Here is a 16,367-nt window from a genome sequence, read left to right on the forward strand (position 1 = left end):
GGTGGGGAACAAAAAGGCCGACGGCGCCCCCCAAGGCAGGGACCGCCGTCGGCGTGACAGGACTCGGTGCAGGTGGCGCAGCTACTTCGTCGGCTTTTTGCCCGTGATACCCAGGTGCACCAACAGCGCCAGATTCGGCTTCAGTTCCGCCTGTTTCACACCCCAGGTCGTGAACCCCTTCTGATGCGAGGCCACCGCCGCCAGCATCGCCACCAGCGATCCGGCCATTGCCGCCGGGCTGACGTCCTTGTCGACCTTGCCCCTGGACTGGAGGTCCTTCACCGAGTCCGTAAGAGAGTTGGTGACGGAGTTGAGGATCTTCATGCGGATCTTGTAGAACCGCTTGTCCCCCTCCGCGGCACCCAGATCCACCACCCGAAGGATCGCGTCGTGGCGGCGCCAGAAGTCGAGGAAGCCCTCGACCAGTTCCTCCGACGTCTGCCAACCCGCCTTGCCGACCCAGGAGCGGCCGGAGACGAGTTCGGTCAATCCGGCGCCTTCCTTGGCCATTTCCTCGGCGATCTCGAGGACCGCGCCCTCGACGTCGGGGAAGTACTGGTAGAAGGTCGCGGGGGACGTGCCCGCCTTCCGGGCCACGTCGATGACTTTGACGTCCCGGTACGGCGAGGAGCTGAGCATCTCGCTGAGGCAGTCGAGCAGCTTCTGCCGCGTCGCCTGTCCGCGTCGTCCGGCCACGCGGCCGTCGACGGTGCGTACTTGTCCTGTCATGCCGTCAGCTTACCGAGGGGTGATCGGCGCGCGATTCGGCCGACTGCAAATGGGGTGCACCGATAGTCTTATCAACAGCCTGTGGACAACTTCCGTGGACAACTCAACAATCCTGGGCCGCATGCGTGCCTTATTGTCCGGACAATAAGGCAAACGTTCGATTCGATGCCCTGCGGCTCGCGGCGGGCGCCGTTAGCTTGAGTGTGACGGGTGCCACACCCTCCCCCTACGGCCTGGCGGCCGTGGGAGGTACCCCCATATTCCGCGCAGGGAAGGAACCAGGTCCATGGCCGCATTCCCAGAGGGCACGCCGTGCTGGGTGGACGCAGCGCTCCCCGATGTCGAGGCGGGCAAGCGCTTCTACGGTGAGCTGTTCGGCTGGACATTCCGCGAAGGTGACGGCCCGCAGGCCGACGCCTTCAGTGAAGGCAAGCTCGTCGCGGCCCTCGTGCCCAAGACCGACGGCCGGATGCCCACCGTCTGGGGCGTCTATTTCGCCACCGCCGACGCCGGCACGCTGGGCCGGAAGATCAGGGACGCCGGCGGTCAGGTGATCAGCGACCGCCAGCCGGTCGGGACATCCGGCACGGCCAGCGTCGCCGCGGACCCCGGCGGGGCTGTCTTCGGGCTCTGGCAGGCGGGTGACAGGGACGGCTTCGAGAAGCAGGGCGAGCCCGGATCCTTCTGCTGGGCCGAGGTGTACACGCGGGACCCGGAGCGGGTCGACGCTTTCTACGAGTCGGTCTTCGGCTTCGGGGGGACGGACCTGCCCGACTCCTCCGTCGACTTCCGTATGTGGTCGCCCGCCGGCGCCGAGCCCGGCGAGGACACCGCGATCGGCGGCCGCAGCGTGATCACTGATGCCTTCCCGGCCGAGATGCCCGGCCACTTCCTCATCTACTTCAGCGTCGAGGACTGCGACGACAGCGTCGCGGCCGTCACCCGCCTCGGCGGGCGCATCCAGGCTCCGCCCTTCGACATTCCCTACGGACGCATCGCCGTGCTCTCCGACAATCAGGGCGCGACCTTCGCCGTACTCGCCGAACCGAAAGCCGCCTGACGGCAAACCGGCAACTGGCAATCGGCAACCTGAAAGCGGCCTGAAATTAAGGGAGTTGAGGCGAACAGTGGTCTAGACCTGAGCCCGGTTGCTGATCCATAGTGGGGTCCCCCACGTCAGGAAAGGACCCCGTGTTCCGTACCCGAACCGCGCTCGGCCTCGCCGCCTGCGCCGCCGTCGCCGCCGGACTGCTCACCGCGACCCCCGCCTCCGCCGCCCGCCTGCCCTGCAACCTCGCCGGCAGCGGCAACACCGCCTACGCCAATTGCTACAGCGGCTCCTCCTACACCTGGCGTCTCGTCGTCGACTGCGACGACGTGAGCAACCCCAAGTGGCCGGTCCGCGTCACCACCCAGTACGGGGCCTGGCACACGGGTGACGGCAGCGAATCGATCTCGTGCGCAGGCTCCCTGCGGGCCACCGGACGCCTGGAGGCGCGCGGCTGAACCATCTCAGGCTCCGATCCGTGCCCGAATACGGGTGAGACACCCCGATCCGCCCCCGGGTTCGCAACCGCCGCCTCCGACAGGAAGAATCAGGGTGCGCACCGCTGAGGGCTCGGTGGTGAGACGCTGCACGGGGCCGTAGGTGACGGGCTCCATTTCTTATGGGGCCCGTACGGGGAGGTGGCAGGCAAGTGATGGAGCAGCTGACGCAGCATGACCCGAGACGGATCGGTCCGTTCGAGGTGCTGGGCCGGCTGGGTGCCGGCGGCATGGGACTGGTGTATCTCGCCCGGTCGGCGTCCGGTCGCAGGGTGGCGATCAAGACGGTGCGTACCGAACTCGCCGAGGACCAGCTGTTCCGCGTCCGCTTCACCCGTGAGGTGGAGGCGGCGCGGGCCGTCAGCGGTTTCTACACGGCAGCCGTCGTGGACGCCGATCCACGGGCGGCCGTGCCCTGGCTGGCCACCGCGTATGTGCCTGCCCCCTCCCTCGAAGAAATAGTGAATGAGTGCGGGCCGATGCCGGCCCAGGCGGTCCGCTGGCTCGCGGCCGGGATCGCCGAAGCGCTGCAGTCCATCCACGGCGCCGGCCTCGTCCACCGCGACCTCAAGCCCTCGAACGTCCTGGTCGTGGAGGACGGGCCGCGCGTCATCGACTTCGGTATCGCGTCCGGCGTCTCCAACACCCGGCTGACCATGACCAATGTCGCCGTGGGTACACCCGCGTACATGTCGCCGGAGCAGGCGCGCGACTCCCGCAGCGTGACCGGCGCGAGCGATGTGTTCTCGCTCGGCTCCACGCTCGTCTTCGCCGCGACCGGGCATGCGCCCTTCCACGGCGCGAACCCGGTCGAAACCGTCTTCATGCTGCTGCGGGAAGGGCCGGACCTGGAGGGCCTGCCCGACGAGCTGAGGCCGCTGATCGAGTCCTGTATGCAGATGGAGGCCGGGCGGCGGCCCACCCCCGAGGATCTGCAGGCACAGCTCGCCCCCCATCTCTTCTCCTCCGGCAGCGACGACAGCGGGACCGCGTCCGCGTGGCTGCCCTCGCGGGCCACCGCGATGATCGAGCTCCGCCGCGGGGGACGGCCCACACCCCCGGCCGCCGCCCAGCGCCCCGCCGAGCCCGCCCCGCCGGTGCCCCAGGCTCCTCCGCCCCGTCAGGGCGCCGACTGGGACTCCGCCTGGCGCGGCGGCAGCGACCCGCGTACGGGACAGGCCGCGCCGTCTCCCGTCGGGGCCCCGGCTCCCGTGCCCGCGGCCGCCGGGCCCGTGCGGCTGCCCGGCTCCAAGGTCCCGATCGGCCCCGGCCCCCGGGTCTCCGACCCGGGCCGCGGTGCGGTCGCCGAGGCCGGTCCCGCGACCGGCTGGGTCCGCCCTCCCAGCGGGCTGAACGGAGCCGAGGCGGCCACCAGCACCGTCCCCGCACCCGCACCGGCCCCCGACCGGGCCCCGGCCGCACCGCCCGCCTCACCCCCGGACGGTGCCGCCGGACACTGGCGGCCGTGGCGTTTCCGGATGTCGAACGACGTCTGGGGCACGCCCGTCGTGTCCGGGGGTCTGCTGTACGTCACCTCCTTCGAGGTGCACGCGCTGGACGTGGCCAGTGGCCGCCGCCAGTTCAAGACCAAGGACGTGGCCTGGGCGATGGCCGTCGCAGGGGGCCGTATCCACGCCTCCGACGGCCCCTCGCTGTACGCCCTCGACGCCGCGAGCGGCGTCGAACGCTGGCGGCTCCAGACCGATGCGTGGGTCTACTCCCTCAAGGTCGACCGCGGCACGGTCCTCACCGGGACGCGCGGCGGCGGCGTACAGGCCTGGGAGGCCTCCAACGGCGAGAAGCTGTGGGAGACCAGCGGGGCGCAGAGCGACTTCGAGACGCCCGAGGCCGGACCCGCCATCTTCGACGACACGGTGTACGTGTGGCAGGACGCGAGGCTGCGCGCGCTGGAGACCCGTACGGGCGTCGAGCGCTGGTCGTACCCCGTCGGCGACGCGGCGTCCTGCGGCAATGTGCCCCTCCGCGTGCATCCCGCGTCCGACGGCTATGTCTATGTCGCGGCCGGCACCCGAGTCCTCGCCATCGACATCGCGAACGGGCTCGTGCGCTGGCACTTCGAGGCCCCCGCGGTCTTCCTCTCGCCGCCGGTCTTCGCGCCGGGCCCGGCGGTGACGGGCGGCGGCGTGTATCTCGCCGACTACCTCGGCACGGTGTACGCCCTGGACGCCACCACCGGCAAGGACCGCTGGCGCATCGCCACCGAAGCGCGCCAGTCCATCGAGCCGGTCCTGGTCGCGGGCGGCAACGTCCATGTCGGCAGCGGCAGCGCGCTCTACACCCTGGACGCCGTCACGGGCACCCCGATGTGGCGTTTCGCCGCGGGCGGAGAGGTCATCGGCGCACCGGTCGTCGCGGACGGCCGCGTCCACTTCGGCTCCGCGGACCACGTGCTCTACACCCTCGACGCGAGCGGCGGCCAGCTGCGCTGGAAGCTCGCCACGGGCGGCGAGATCACCGGCTCCCCGGTGGCCCAGAGCGGCGTCGTGTACGCGTGCAGCAAGGACCGCTGTGTGTACGCGCTGGACGCCGTCAAGGGCACGGCGACCGGCCGGGGGGCGCCGGGCTGACAGGGGCCGTCCCGATGGCGAGGGGCACGGTCCGGGCGTAGCGTCGTGATCGAGAGCGGCGCAGGGAGGGCCGATGATGATCCGCAACGTCATCGGCTCGATCCTCGCCCTCATCGGAGCGACGGCCGCCGTATGGAGCCCCTTCCGTGACTGGTACGACGGCCGTCACGGGCGCGACTACCGGATCCAGGACCTCTTCAACGGCATCTCGGACGCCGAGGCCGAGTTGCTCGGCTCGATCCTGCTGCCCTTCGCCTTCGCGGCCCTGGTGACCCTGATCGGCCTTGTCCTGCGCTCGCGGCTGCTGGTCGCGCTCTCCGGGGTGATCGTGCTCGGCTTCACCGTCCTGTGGATGGTCCGCCAGGGACAGGCGGCGGGCAGCCTGACCGTCGGAGGCGTGGGTGGCGGTCTCGGCTACGGGGTCGCCTGGGCCGTGGGCGGTGGCGTACTGCTTCTGGTGGCCGCGGCGGTGATGAGTGGCCGTACGAGCCCGGAGACGGATCACACCGAGCCCCTGATCCTTCGGTGATTCGCGACTGCTACGGTGTCGCGCGCTGTTGTCAGGTACGTCAAGTACCGCAGCACTGGGGGAAGGTGGCCATTGTGCGCCGGAATGCAAAGCTCGCGGCCGTACTCGTTGTCGTGATGCTCGCACTGACGGGCTTCTCGAGTTCGCACACGACCGGCAAGGGCGGCAGGGGCGGCAAGAGCAGGTCGGGGAGTGGCGGGGGCGACGGTGGTGGCTGCTCGAACTCCAAGAAGTCGAACGGCGGTTACCGCGACTACGACAATGACGACTACAGCTCGTCCGGGTCCTCGGGCTCGTCCGGCTCGGACTCGTACACCGCCTCCCCCACGCCGACGGACTCGGCCACGGGTGCAGCGCGCGCGTATGTCGTCGACTGCGTGAAGAAGGCCCGCGGCAAGCGCAAGGCCGACACATCCGCAACGGTGAAGGTCGTCGCGGAGGCGGGCGGCTCACACCGCTACGAGGTCGACGTGGTCTTCCTGGACGCCGTGGGCGATGTCGTCGACCGCGGATACACCAAGGTCACGCTGGACGGCGGCGAGACCAGGAGGGTGCAGGTCAGGATGCAGAGCCCCAAGTCGGTTGCACGGGTGACGAAGTGCGAGGCGGAGGCGCAACTCAGCCCGTCCGGCGTTTGAGGACATGCGGCCGAAGGTCGCATACGGGGAAGTTGGGGGGTCCCCCCGGACGGAGTCTGGGGGAGCGCGGGGTGGGGTGCAGCCCCCTACCGCACCCGGTACCCGCCCCGCCCCCGCCCCTCGAACAGCTGCGCCTGCCCCTCCGCCCCCACATTCCCCAGCGCGATCAAGTGCGGCGCATGCGCCAGCGCCCCTGCCCGCCCCGCCTCCCGCGCCGCCCACACCGCCCGGACTGTCCCCTGCACCGCCCCCGTCGGGTAGGACGCAATGGTCCGGGCGCAGCCGAGCGCAGCGTCCAACGACTCACCGGGCTCGGTGAGTTCGGACACCAGCCCCGTCTCGTACGCCCGCCGCGCCGACGTCCGTTCCGCCGTCCCCATCAGCGCGATGCGCGCCACCTCGCCGTACGGCATCCGCTGCGCCAGATAGATCGTCTCGTACGCGCTGACCATGCCGTACGTCGTGTGCGGATCGAAGAACGTCGCCTCCCGCGAGGCCACCACGAACTCACTCTCGCCGAGCAGGTAGAACGCCCCGCCGCACGCCATCCCCTCCACCGCCGCGATCACCGGCTTCCACAGGTCGTTCGCCTTCGGGCCGATCGCGATCAGCGGGTCGTCGATCGAGTACGGGGACGAGGGCTGCGGCACGTCCACCGAGCGGTCGATGCCGGTGCAGAAGGCCTTGCTTCCCGCGCCTGTCACCACCACCGCCCTTACGGCGTCGTCGAAGCGGAACTGCCTCCACATATCGGCCAGTTGGCTGGCCATCCCCAGATCGATCGCGTTGTGCTTCTCGGGCCGGTCCAGCGTGACGAGCGCGACGCCCGTCTCCTTCTCCGTCTCGACGCGGATGCTCATGCCCGCTCCAGCAGCCAGCGCGGCACGGTGATGTCGCCGAGGCGCGTGAACGCGACCTTCACTCCGGCGCCGATCCGCAGCCGCGCCGGGTCGAGGGAGTTGAGCGGGGCGTCCGGCGCGGCGACCACATTGCCCACCAGCCGGATCCGCGGCGCGTCCAGGAGCTCGACGACGACGGCGTTGTAGGGGACCAGGGCGGCGTACTCGGGCAGCAGCGGCGGATGGGGTACGACGTAGGACCAGATGCGGCCGCGGCCGCTCATCCTGCGCCACGCGCTGTCGAAGGACCCGCAGTGCGGGCAGCAGGGCCGCGGCGGAAAGCGCAGCTCGCCGCAGGCCGCGCAGTTCTGGATGCGCAGCTCGCTCTGCGCGGCGTACTCCCAGAACGGTGCGCCGTCCTCGTCGAGAACCGGTGTGAGCATCTCAACTCCTCAGCAGAACAGCCGAAGTGGGCACTCCCTCGCCCGCCGTGACCAGGCAGGTCGCGGCGCCCGGCACCTGTGCGGTGGAGGTTCCGCGCAGCTGCTTCACGCCCTCGTTGATGAGGTTGAAGCCGTGGACGTACGCCTCCGAGAGCCCGCCGCCGCCGGTGTTGAGCGGCAGCCGGCCACCGATCTCCAGGACGCCGCCCTCGGTGAAGGCCGCGCCCTCGCCCCTGCCGCAGAAGCCGTAGCCCTCCAGGGAGAGCGGAATGAGCGGGGTGAACGCGTCGTAGATCTGGGCGACGTCCACGTCCTGCGGGCCGAAGTCGGCGGTCTTCCAAAGCTGGCGGGCGGCTGTCCAGGCGGGTCCGGTGAGCGGGTCGTCGTTCCAGTAGTTGACCATTCCGTGGTGCTGGGCGGGCAGGCCCTGGGCGGCGGAGTGGACGTAGACCGGCTTGTGGCGGCAGTCGCGGGCGCGCTCGGCGCTGACGACGACGCAGGCCAGCGCGCCGTCGGTCTCCAGGCAGTTGTCGAAGAGGCAGAGCGGCTCGCTGATCCAGCGCGAGGTCATATACATGTCGCGGGTCAGCGGCCGTTCGTACATCACGGCGGCGGGGTTCTGGTTGGCGCGGTTGCGGCAGGCCAGGGCGACATTGAAGAGATGGTCGCGGGTGGCGCCGTACTCGTGCATATAGCGCCGGGCGAGCATGCCGATCTCGTCCGCGGGGCGCAGCAGCCCGAAGGGCCGGGTCCACTGCGCGGGGGTGGGGAGCTGGACGGCGGTGTTCTTCCAGGGGCGGGGTCCCGAGCCCCTCTTGCGGGACCGCCAGGCGACCCCCACGCTCGCCTGTCCGGTCGCGATCGCCCCGGCGAGATGGGCGATCGTGGCGCACGAACCGCCTCCGCCGTAGCCGGCCTTGGAGAAGAAGGTCACGTCACCGGCGCCGACGGCCTTCGCGATCTCGACCTCGTCCGTCTCCTCCATCGTGTACGAGGCGAAGCCGTCGACTTCCGAAGGGGCGATCCCCGCGTCGTCGAGCGCGGTGAGGATGGCCCGGCAGGCCAGGGTCTTCTCGGATTCGGGGAGTTGTTTCGCGAAGGCCGTCTGTCCGATACCGGCTATCGCGGCTGCGTCCTTGAGGCTCGCCATGAGGGGGAGGGTACAGCTAATCTGACGGGTAGTCAGCTACTAGTCGGCTACCGAGCGGGACTGCGGCGGGAGGGCTTGCGATGCGCGGCGACCTGGAGTGGGGCACCATCCCGAGGCTGGTACGGAGCGCTGCCGAACGGTACGCGGACCGGGAGGCCGTCGTCGAGGGCCGCACCCGCCTCTCGTACGCCGAACTGGGCGAGCGCGTCGAACGCGCCGCCGCCGCGTGCATCGCGGCCGGTGTGCGACCGGGCGACAGGGTCGCCATCTGGGCCCCCAACACCCTCGACTGGATCGTCTCGGCGCTCGGCGCGGTGACGGCCGGGGCGGTGCTGGTGCCGCTCAACACCCGCTTCAAGGGCACGGAGGCCGCATACGTACTCCAGCGCAGCCGCGCCAGACTGCTCTTCGTCACCGGCACCTTCCTCGGCACCTCGTACGTCGCCTCCCTGCGGCGCGCGGAGGTGGACCTGCCGCATCTGGAGCAGGTGGTGGTCCTCGCCGACAGCGCCCCCGAGGACTACCGCACCTGGAAGGACTTCCTGGCGGGCGGCGACGGCGTCACGGCCGCGGACGTACGCACCCGGGCCGACTCGATCCTGCCCCCGGCCCCCTCCGACATCATCTACACCTCGGGCACCACCGGCCGCCCCAAGGGCGCCGTCATCACCCATGCGCAGACCCTGCGCTGCTACGACGTGTGGAGCGAGCTCGCCGGACTGCGGGAAGGCGACCGCTATCTGATCGTGAACCCCTTCTTCCACACCTTCGGATACAAGGCGGGCATCATCGCCTGTCTGACCCGCGGCGCGACGATGGTGCCGCAGCCCGTCTTCAACGTCGACACCGTGCTGGCCAACATCGCATCCGAGCGCATCTCGGTACTGCCGGGACCGCCGACGCTGCACCAGTCCCTGCTCGACCATCCGGCACGCGACCAGCACGATCTGAGCGCGCTCCGGCTCGTCGTCACGGGTGCGGCGGTCGTGCCGCTCCAGCTCGTCGAGCGGCTGCGCAGTGAACTGCACATCGACACCGTCCTGACGGCCTACGGCCTCTCCGAGGCGAGCGGCATCGTCACCATGTGCCGCCGCGGCGACGCCCCGGAGACGATCGCGACCACCTCGGGCCGGGCGATCCCCGGCACCGAGATCCGCGTGTCGGCGGCCACCGGCGAGCCCGGCGAGGTGCTCGTGCGCGGGCACAACGTGATGCAGGGCTACTTCGAGGACCCGGACGAGACGGCGAAGGCGATCACGGAGGACGGCTGGCTGCGGACGGGGGACGTGGGGGTGCTGGACAAGGGCGGCAATCTCCGGATCACCGACCGGATCAAGGACATGTTCATCGTCGGCGGCTTCAACGCGTACCCGGCGGAGATCGAGCAACTGCTCGGCCTGCACCCGGACATCGCGGACATCGCGGTGATCGGCATACCCGACGCGCGGCTGGGCGAGGTGGGCAAGGCGTACGCGGTACGGCGCCGGGGGGCGACGGTGACGGCGGACGACCTGATCGCGTGGTCGCGGCGGGAGATGGCGAATTACAAGGTGCCGAGGGTGGTGGAGTTCGTGGGGGAGCTGCCGCGGAATGCGAGCGGGAAGGTCTTGAAGACGGAGCTCAGGGCGCGTTGAGGCGCGGCGCCGGACGCGTCCGTGTCAGACCCGATCGCTCTGGGACGAGACGGGGGGGGCACAGGGGCCGCCGTTGTAGCGGGCTGCGAGCTCCTGCATCTGGGCGCGGGTCATCTGCTCGGGCGGCACGTCCGCGAAGCCGCTCTCGGCCTTGATCTGGGCGAGGTACTCCGAGGCTATGAAGATGTTCTTCGCGGGGTCCCGTATCGCGTCGACCACGGCGCTGCGCTGCATGTCGGTGAGGTTGTGCGGGTCGTACCCGAGTACTTCGGCGGCGCGGCGGACCTGGATGGCCATGGGGCCCATCGACGTACGGTCGGGGTCCTCGCTGCCGGGAAGCAGCTTGCGTCCCTCGTATGCGGCATCGTCGATCACCCCCGGGTCGCCTTCGACTTCCTGCCAGGCGATTCCTGCGACCATCTCGGGTGGGAGGCCGGCGTCCGCCGCCGCGGCCCTGATGAGCTCCTTGTTGCCGGAGATGTATTCGCGGCGGCCTTCGTCGGAGTTGGAGGGCAACCAGAAATTGTTGCCCTGGCCTTCCGGCAGCCCGTCGACACGGTTCGCGATGCGCATGAGCGTCTCGGAGATCACGACGTTGCTACCGATGGTTGGGATCGAGTCGACCTTGGGGCCTGATCCTGGCAGCTGGACGTTCGGGTTGTCGCTCGCCTCCCGCGCCTCGGCCCGCAACGGTCCGAGTCCCTTCAGGAACTGCTCCGGGTCCGGGATGGTTCCCTGGTAGTCGGGTATCGACTTGTACGCGCCTTGATGTCGGCGATGCACTTCTCCCTCGCTTCGGACTCGACGCGGAGGGCGTCGCCGTAGTGGCCCTTGGTCTGGTTGTAGTAGCGCTCGGCCTCTTCCCGGATCGCGTCCACGTCGACGGTCAGCTCAGCGAAGAAGTCCAGCACTCCGGTGGTGTCGCGCAGGTCCTCCCACTGCCGCAGGGGCTCCGCGGCTCGCGCGGTTGGGGTGATCGCGTCGGCCTCACGTGACATGACCTCGGAGAGTTTTCCCTCGGTGCTCTTGCCGTTCTTGTAGTGCCCCCTCTCCCACTCGACTTTGGTCGCCTTACGGAACGCGTCGTCGGTTGACTCGATCAGTGTGTGGAGGCGCCTGAACTCGGCGGCGTTGCGGTCGATGAGGGTCGGGTTGGCGTCCTCGAGGAATTCGACGTCTGAACGGTAGGCATATCGGCGTACGACAGCAACCAGGCCGCCGCACTGCTCGGCGAGGACGGTGACGACCGCCGCGAATACGGGGACGCCGGCATGGGCCCGCCCGGGACGGAGTCCCGTTGTCAGCGGCAGGGGCTTGAATGAAGGACGACCGACGCAGCGCGGTCGTTGAGGCATGACCGATGGAGACCGATGAAGCGTGGCCGCTGTGCACACGAGAGCGAGACAGGCAGAAAGAGGTGGAGCAGCCATGGGGCTTGTGACCCTGGACCTTCCCACGCCGGCGCAGTTGCGCGGCCGCTGGGCGGCCTACGCGGCGATCCGCGCGGCCCGGGGCCGGGACAGGACGTGCTGGGCCGACGTCCCTGTATGGCACTTCGACGACAGCGGTGGCAACTGGGCGGAGGTGCACCACCTCGGCGCTGGCCGTGCGGTGCTGATCGGCTACGACCACGAGTACTCGGAAACCTATTACGGCCCGGCCGCCGAGGAGTTCGGCGAGGACGAGACCGATGTGCTCGCCGGGGCGCCCGACTGGTGGCGGCCGGTGGTGGAGCGGATGCTGGCCGAGAAGGAGTACGTGGGCTTTGTGTACGGCTTCGACGGCGACGGATGGAAGCGCGCCGACTACAGCGCCGAAGACGGATTTCGCAGCGTGGGCTTGCCCGCCCTGAGCCTCGAGAAGACGCGAGAGAGCATCATCTCGGTCGCCCGGGAGGCGCCGGGCCTCGGCGGGTCGGCGCCAAGTCCGGCCGCGATCGAAGCGCTTATCGCCGCAGACGGCGACGTCACGGAGGCACACGTGACCGCGGTCGTCGGAGCGGGTGGTTGGGATCCCGCGGCGGGCGCTGCTGCGGCCAGGAGATTCCTGGCCTTCTGACAGCGCTCGGCGACGACCCTGCCGGCGAGTGCTGGGGGCCGCAGTCGCCGGTCGTCAGTGCCAGTTCTGGGCGTCGTACATGTACACCACCAGAGCGCGGCCTTCGGCACGCGAGGCTGTGCGGGCCAGCTCCATGGCTGCGGCGTAGTCGTGGGCGTCCTCCGGGGCGGTCTTCGCGGTCGGCGAGGTCAGGATCCGATATCCGCACACGCTGCGCCGCCAGCTGTTCACGGACTCCGCCACGCTGGCAGGCAGGAACACCGTTTCGAAGTGAGGAATGCGGTGCAGCACCGGCCATTGGCGTACGACGTCGCCGTGCCGGAGGATGGCCACCTTCTGTGCCCTCCGGAGGATCTTGTAGCCCATCGGGATCCATTGCTGCAGGTCCGGGTTGTCGAACAGGGCGGGATCGGTGAACGCAGAGGTGGGTCGGTGGCCCCCGAAGAGTATGTACTGCGTCTCGGTGCGCTCGCTGTCAAAGGGGTTGATACGGTCCGCCTCAGCCGGCGGGTACGGCCAGTAATCCATGCTCCCGATCCTGCCAGGCCCCTCTGACAGCGTCCGGGTACAAGGGGTTGGCTGTGTTCATGAGTTCGGATGGCCTGTTTCGCAGCGCCCCCGGCGTGCGCTCCGGGGGAACTGGCGTCTCCAAGAGGCCGCGGCTCAGCTCGCGTCCTTCTCGATGGCCTCGAAGATGTCGGCGTCAGTCTCCTGCTGCCAGGCTTGTTCGCAAACGGCCCCTGCCGCTTCGCGCTCCCACTGCGGTGTGTCGACCCAGGGAGTGATGTATCCGGCCTTGGGTTCTCCGGGAAAGTGCGCCTGCACGCCGGCGACCCAAGCCTCGCGGAGCAGACGTCGGCCCGTGACCGTGTCCGGCGTGCTGGGGGAGGTGATCGAGGCGATGCTCAGTCATGCACCCGAGGAGCGGCCCACCATCTACCAGGTAGGCAAAGCCCTGAGCTGAGCGCCGGGACTACCGGGAGCACTCGGTGCCGCACAGCCGGACACCGTCATCGAGGCGCGACGCCGAAGGTGCCACGCGGCAGTCACGCCGCGCCTGCCCCTTGGCCCGCCGCGACAGCGGCAGACGGCACCGGCCGGGCCCCGGGCGGACCGCCCGGCCGGGCACGACCAGGGCCGGTCAGGCGTGGAGGTGGACCGGGATCTCCTGCCAGCCGTAGGCGATGAACGACGGGACCTGCCGCAGTTCATCCGGCTTCGCCGCCAGCCGAAGGTCCGGGAAGCGGTCGAACAGCGCCGGCAGCGCCGTCGCCGCCTCCATGCGGGCCAGTGGCGCGCCGATGCAGCGGTGGACCCCGATGCCGAAGGCCAGGTGGTCGTCCGCGCCGCGTGCCGCGTCGAACTCCGTGGAGTCGTCTCCGTAGTGCGACGGGTCGTACCCCGCCGCCGCGTACGTCGTGACGATCGCGTCCCCCGCCGGGATCGTCACGCCCTCGATCGTGATGTCGGTGACGGCGAATCGCAGCGGCAGACTGGCGATGGAGGGGTGGACGCGCAGCACCTCGTCGATCACCGCGTCCCAGCCGATCTCGCCCGAGCGTACGGCGGCGAGCTGGTCGGGATGCGTCAGCAGCGCGACGACCGCGTTGCCGATGAGGTTGACCGTCGTCTCGAAGCCCGCGCCGATGACCAGCAGCAGCGTGTAGAGCAGTTCCTCGTCACTGAGCCGGTCGCCGTCCTCGTCGCGGACCTTGATGAGCTCGGTGGTCATGTCGTCGCCCGGGTGCTCGCTCTTGTACGCGATGAGCCGGCCCAGCACGCTGCCGATCTGCTCCTGGACGAATGCTCCGTGCTCCGGGCTCGGGTCGGAGGTGTCCATGATGGCGGCGATCAGCCGGCCGGTGTCGTCGACCAAGTCGTCCGGGACGCCGAAGAGTTCGCAGATCATCCGCATCGGCAGGGGATGGGCGAATCCGGCGCGCACGTCGACCGTTTCGCCCGGGGCGCCCTCGCTCTCCAGGCCTTCCAGGAGCTCGGCGGTGATCTCCTCGACGCGGGCGCGCATCGTCTCCGTACGGCGGGCGGTGAAGCTGGGCGCGACGAGCTTGCGCAGCCTCGCGTGGTCGGGGCCGTAAGTGGAGAGCATGTTGACCACGCCCACCCAGCCCAGGATCCAGCCCCAGGAGGGGTGTTCGCCGATCTCGGGGAAGAGTGACCAGTGCTTGCGGGGGTCCTTGCTGACCCGGGGGTCCAGGATCAGGGTCTTGAGGGTGTCGTATCCGGTGGGTGCCCAGGCAGGGATGCCGCCGGGCAGTTCGACGGGCACCACGGGGCCCAGTGCACGCAGCCGGGCGCTCTCCGCGGGGATGTCGGCGCCGAACGGGTCGAGGGCCACGGGGGTGGACGCGGTCATGCTCGGTCTCCTGGCTGGTCGGGGACACGGGGGGTGAAGCTGACGGGCAGGGCTTTGAGCGACCGGTGGAAGGGGCCCGGGCGCCAGGTGAGGCGCTCGCGGGGGGTGATGGGCTCCAGGTCGGGGAGCCATTGGGTGAGCCGCTCGATGGCTTCGGTGGCGATCAGCAGGGTGTGCTGTTTGACGGGACAGCCGTGTTCGCCGGCGGACCACGACAGGTGCGAGGCGTCGTGGGGGTGGAGGGCGCCGTCGAACTCCTTGTCCGCGAAGTGGCCGAGCGCACCGTAGGAGACGACGACGGGGACCGCCGCCTGCACCCAGACGCCGTGGAAGCTCAGGGACTGACGCGCGAAGTGGATGCCGTAGTTCGACAGCGGGGTCTCGTAGCGCAGCACCTCGACGACGGCGTCCATGACCGGGCGGGAGCCGCTGGTGAGGGTGGAGTAGTAGGCCGGGTTGCCGAGGATGCGGGACAGGGCGTTGGAGACGAGGTTCGCGGTGGGCTCGTGGCCCGCGCCCAGGGTGAGGAAGACCTGCCAGGTGACCTCCTCGGGGGTGAGGTCCAGGGGGTGGTCGAGCAGCCGGCTGGTCAGGTCGTCACCGCGCTCGGCGCTCTTGGCGGCGATGAGTTCGAGTACGTAACGTCCGTACTCGGCCTCGCCCTGCGCGGACTGCTCGCCGCCCTCCATCATCCGGCCCAGCGCGTCGTTGAGGCGTCCGCTCTCGCTGTCGGGGAGGCCGAAGAGATTGTTGAAGACAAGCGCCATCAGCGGGCGGGCGAAGTCGGCGACGAGATCGGCGCGGCCGCCGGGGCCGAACCGGGAGACGAGGATGTCGACCGCGCGGTGCACCCGCTCGCGCAGATCGTGCGGCTCCACCAGGTCGAAGGCGTCGAGGAGCGTGCGGCGGTAGCGGATGTGCGCATCGCCGTCGGAGAAGAGGGCGTTGGGCCGCCAGCGCATCATGCCGAGGATCGGGGAGTCCTCGGCGACCGTGGCCTCCCAGGGCCTGGGGTCGTGCGACCAGGTCTCGGCGTCGTGCAGCAGATCGAGGGCGGCGCGGCGGTCGGTGACGACATACGCGGGGACGCCGGGGGCCAGTTCGGCCCAGCCGATCGGTCCCTGGGCCTTCAGCGTCGCGTAGTAGCTGTGCGGGTCGGCGGCGAAGCCCTCCTCCCAGAGCCGGACCGGAGCCGACAGGTTGAAGGCTTCTGCGGGGGCGGGGTAGGTGTTCACCGGGTCTCCGTCGGCGGGGGCGGGGTGGTGCGGGCGATGAGGTGTGTCACGAGGGCGAGCAGCGCGTCGATGGAGGCGCCTGTGTCGCGGGCGTCGCAGGTCACCATCGGGGTGCCGGGCTCCAGATCCAGGGAGCGGCGCAGCTGCTCCTCGGTGTAGTGCTTGGAGTCGGGGAACTGGTTGAGCGCGACCGCGTACGGGACTCCCGACTCCTCCACCAGGCCCAGTACGTCGAACGAGTCGTCGATACGGCGGGTGTCCACCAGGACCAGCGCGCCGAGCGCCCCGTAGGCGATGTCGTCCCACAGCGAGCGGAAACGCTCCTGGCCGAGGTGCTGAAGAGGCCAGCTTCGTTCCCGCCGCCGGCGGATCAGCTCTCCCGAGGCGATCAGACTGACTTTTTTTTAACCGACCGGGGGGGGGGGGGGGGGGGGGGGGGGGGGGCAGAGAGGGGGGGGGGGGGCTGCATGGCGAGGGTCGTCCCACAGGTGACGGACGCCTCAGGCCGAGCTGCTCCTCCAGAGTGTGCAGCAGGCGGATCTCAAGATGCCAGGGTAGTCAGCGTGGTCTTTGCAACTGACCTGAAGGGGCTGTCTGCGAGGATC

Annotated in this window: 16 protein-coding genes and 3 pseudogenes; 8 read left to right on the top strand and 11 right to left on the bottom strand. The window is 70.0% G+C overall.

Features of this window, described 5'->3' with window-relative positions; genetic code table 11:
* Positions 1-81: 81 nt before the first annotated feature.
* On the bottom strand, positions 82-729 hold the full coding sequence (locus OOK40_RS35005; RefSeq protein ID WP_266489780.1) for a TetR family transcriptional regulator: 648 nt from the start codon (positions 727-729) through the stop codon (positions 82-84).
* 286 nt (positions 730-1,015) lie between these two features.
* Between OOK40_RS35005 and OOK40_RS35010 the strand changes: the two genes are divergently transcribed.
* From OOK40_RS35010 to OOK40_RS35030, 5 genes and pseudogenes are all read left to right on the top strand, one after another.
* Positions 1,016-1,789, top strand: coding sequence for a VOC family protein (locus OOK40_RS35010; protein WP_266489782.1), 774 nt, complete (start codon positions 1,016-1,018; stop codon positions 1,787-1,789).
* 131 nt (positions 1,790-1,920) lie between these two features.
* A complete protein-coding gene (locus OOK40_RS35015; RefSeq protein WP_266489784.1) occupies positions 1,921-2,235 on the top strand; it encodes a hypothetical protein in 315 nt (104 codons plus the stop codon).
* A gap of 194 nt (positions 2,236-2,429) precedes the next feature.
* Positions 2,430-4,862: a PQQ-binding-like beta-propeller repeat protein gene (locus OOK40_RS35020; protein WP_266489787.1), complete on the top strand. Its 2,433-nt coding sequence runs from the start codon at positions 2,430-2,432 to the stop codon at positions 4,860-4,862.
* Between the two features lie 76 nt (positions 4,863-4,938).
* Positions 4,939-5,346 (top strand): annotated as a pseudogene (locus OOK40_RS35025) (hypothetical protein); the annotation flags it as partial.
* Positions 5,347-5,462: 116 nt separating this feature from the next.
* Positions 5,463-6,029: a hypothetical protein gene (locus OOK40_RS35030; protein WP_266489811.1), complete on the top strand. Its 567-nt coding sequence runs from the start codon at positions 5,463-5,465 to the stop codon at positions 6,027-6,029.
* 86 nt (positions 6,030-6,115) lie between these two features.
* Here OOK40_RS35030 and OOK40_RS35035 read toward each other — a convergent pair whose 3' ends face one another.
* Genes OOK40_RS35035 through OOK40_RS35045 form a run of 3 tightly spaced genes read right to left on the bottom strand, consistent with a single transcriptional unit; the run spans position 6,116 to position 8,461 of the window.
* On the bottom strand, positions 6,116-6,889 hold the full coding sequence (locus OOK40_RS35035; RefSeq protein WP_266489789.1) for an enoyl-CoA hydratase/isomerase family protein: 774 nt from the start codon (positions 6,887-6,889) through the stop codon (positions 6,116-6,118).
* Entirely contained in the window at positions 6,886-7,311 is a 426-nt protein-coding gene (locus tag OOK40_RS35040; RefSeq protein WP_266489791.1) for a Zn-ribbon domain-containing OB-fold protein, read from the bottom strand. Before OOK40_RS35040 ends, OOK40_RS35035 begins: the two co-directional genes overlap by 4 nt.
* Position 7,312: 1 nt before the next feature.
* The gene (locus OOK40_RS35045; protein ID WP_266489793.1) at positions 7,313-8,461 is read right to left on the bottom strand and encodes a lipid-transfer protein; all 1,149 of its coding nucleotides are present in this window, start codon (positions 8,459-8,461) and stop codon (positions 7,313-7,315) included.
* Between the two features lie 80 nt (positions 8,462-8,541).
* Here OOK40_RS35045 and OOK40_RS35050 point away from each other — a divergent pair, with 80 nt between their 5' ends.
* Complete coding sequence (locus OOK40_RS35050; RefSeq protein ID WP_266489795.1) at positions 8,542-10,095, top strand: FadD3 family acyl-CoA ligase; 1,554 nt, start codon at positions 8,542-8,544, stop codon at positions 10,093-10,095.
* 24 nt (positions 10,096-10,119) lie between these two features.
* Here the strand turns inward: OOK40_RS35050 and OOK40_RS35055 are convergent, their stop codons facing one another.
* Positions 10,120-10,878, bottom strand: coding sequence for a transglycosylase SLT domain-containing protein (locus OOK40_RS35055; RefSeq protein ID WP_266489797.1), 759 nt, complete (start codon positions 10,876-10,878; stop codon positions 10,120-10,122).
* On the bottom strand, positions 10,800-11,450 hold the full coding sequence (locus OOK40_RS35060; RefSeq protein WP_266489799.1) for a hypothetical protein: 651 nt from the start codon (positions 11,448-11,450) through the stop codon (positions 10,800-10,802). The genes OOK40_RS35055 and OOK40_RS35060 overlap by 79 nt, the downstream gene beginning before the upstream one ends.
* A gap of 73 nt (positions 11,451-11,523) precedes the next feature.
* Here OOK40_RS35060 and OOK40_RS35065 point away from each other — a divergent pair, with 73 nt between their 5' ends.
* Positions 11,524-12,153 carry a proteophosphoglycan 5 gene (locus tag OOK40_RS35065; protein ID WP_266489801.1) on the top strand — a complete coding sequence of 210 codons (630 nt, stop codon included), beginning with the start codon at positions 11,524-11,526 and terminating at the stop codon, positions 12,151-12,153.
* 54 nt (positions 12,154-12,207) lie between these two features.
* Here OOK40_RS35065 and OOK40_RS35070 read toward each other — a convergent pair whose 3' ends face one another.
* Positions 12,208-12,681, bottom strand: a complete 474-nt coding sequence (locus OOK40_RS35070; RefSeq protein ID WP_266489803.1) for a hypothetical protein — start codon at positions 12,679-12,681, stop codon at positions 12,208-12,210.
* Between the two features lie 135 nt (positions 12,682-12,816).
* Entirely contained in the window at positions 12,817-13,047 is a 231-nt protein-coding gene (locus OOK40_RS35075; protein ID WP_266489813.1) for a hypothetical protein, read from the bottom strand.
* Here OOK40_RS35075 and OOK40_RS35080 point away from each other — a divergent pair.
* A pseudogene (locus OOK40_RS35080) lies at positions 12,989-13,117 on the top strand (protein kinase family protein); the annotation flags it as partial. The gene OOK40_RS35075 and the pseudogene OOK40_RS35080 overlap by 59 nt on opposite strands.
* Before the next feature lie 177 nt (positions 13,118-13,294).
* On the opposite strand, the gene OOK40_RS35085 reads toward OOK40_RS35080, so the two are convergent.
* The 3 genes and pseudogenes from OOK40_RS35085 to OOK40_RS35095 all read right to left on the bottom strand — a co-directional run.
* The gene (locus OOK40_RS35085) at positions 13,295-14,527 is read right to left on the bottom strand and encodes a cytochrome P450 (RefSeq protein WP_266489804.1); all 1,233 of its coding nucleotides are present in this window, start codon (positions 14,525-14,527) and stop codon (positions 13,295-13,297) included.
* Positions 14,524-15,762: a cytochrome P450 gene (locus OOK40_RS35090; RefSeq protein ID WP_266489805.1), complete on the bottom strand. Its 1,239-nt coding sequence runs from the start codon at positions 15,760-15,762 to the stop codon at positions 14,524-14,526. Before OOK40_RS35090 ends, OOK40_RS35085 begins: the two co-directional genes overlap by 4 nt.
* A pseudogene (locus tag OOK40_RS35095) lies at positions 15,759-16,091 on the bottom strand (ATP/GTP-binding protein); the annotation flags it as partial. The gene OOK40_RS35090 and the pseudogene OOK40_RS35095, both read right to left, overlap by 4 nt.
* Between the last annotated feature and the right edge of the window lie 276 nt (positions 16,092-16,367).

The organism is Streptomyces sp. NBC_01481 (genome assembly GCF_026339995.1).
In the GTDB taxonomy this organism is placed as follows: domain Bacteria; phylum Actinomycetota; class Actinomycetes; order Streptomycetales; family Streptomycetaceae; genus Streptomyces.

Coding starts and splice junctions, on each gene's coding strand:
- OOK40_RS35005 (WP_266489780.1), bottom strand. CDS start 729: ATGACAGGACAAGTACGCACCGTCGACGGCCGCGTGGCCGGACGACGC.
- OOK40_RS35010 (WP_266489782.1), top strand. CDS start 1,016: ATGGCCGCATTCCCAGAGGGCACGCCGTGCTGGGTGGACGCAGCGCTC.
- OOK40_RS35020 (WP_266489787.1), top strand. CDS start 2,430: ATGGAGCAGCTGACGCAGCATGACCCGAGACGGATCGGTCCGTTCGAG.
- OOK40_RS35035 (WP_266489789.1), bottom strand. CDS start 6,889: ATGAGCATCCGCGTCGAGACGGAGAAGGAGACGGGCGTCGCGCTCGTC.
- OOK40_RS35040 (WP_266489791.1), bottom strand. CDS start 7,311: ATGCTCACACCGGTTCTCGACGAGGACGGCGCACCGTTCTGGGAGTAC.
- OOK40_RS35045 (WP_266489793.1), bottom strand. CDS start 8,461: ATGGCGAGCCTCAAGGACGCAGCCGCGATAGCCGGTATCGGACAGACG.
- OOK40_RS35050 (WP_266489795.1), top strand. CDS start 8,542: ATGCGCGGCGACCTGGAGTGGGGCACCATCCCGAGGCTGGTACGGAGC.
- OOK40_RS35060 (WP_266489799.1), bottom strand. CDS start 11,450: ATGCCTCAACGACCGCGCTGCGTCGGTCGTCCTTCATTCAAGCCCCTG.
- OOK40_RS35065 (WP_266489801.1), top strand. CDS start 11,524: ATGGGGCTTGTGACCCTGGACCTTCCCACGCCGGCGCAGTTGCGCGGC.
- OOK40_RS35070 (WP_266489803.1), bottom strand. CDS start 12,681: ATGGATTACTGGCCGTACCCGCCGGCTGAGGCGGACCGTATCAACCCC.
- OOK40_RS35085 (WP_266489804.1), bottom strand. CDS start 14,527: ATGACCGCGTCCACCCCCGTGGCCCTCGACCCGTTCGGCGCCGACATC.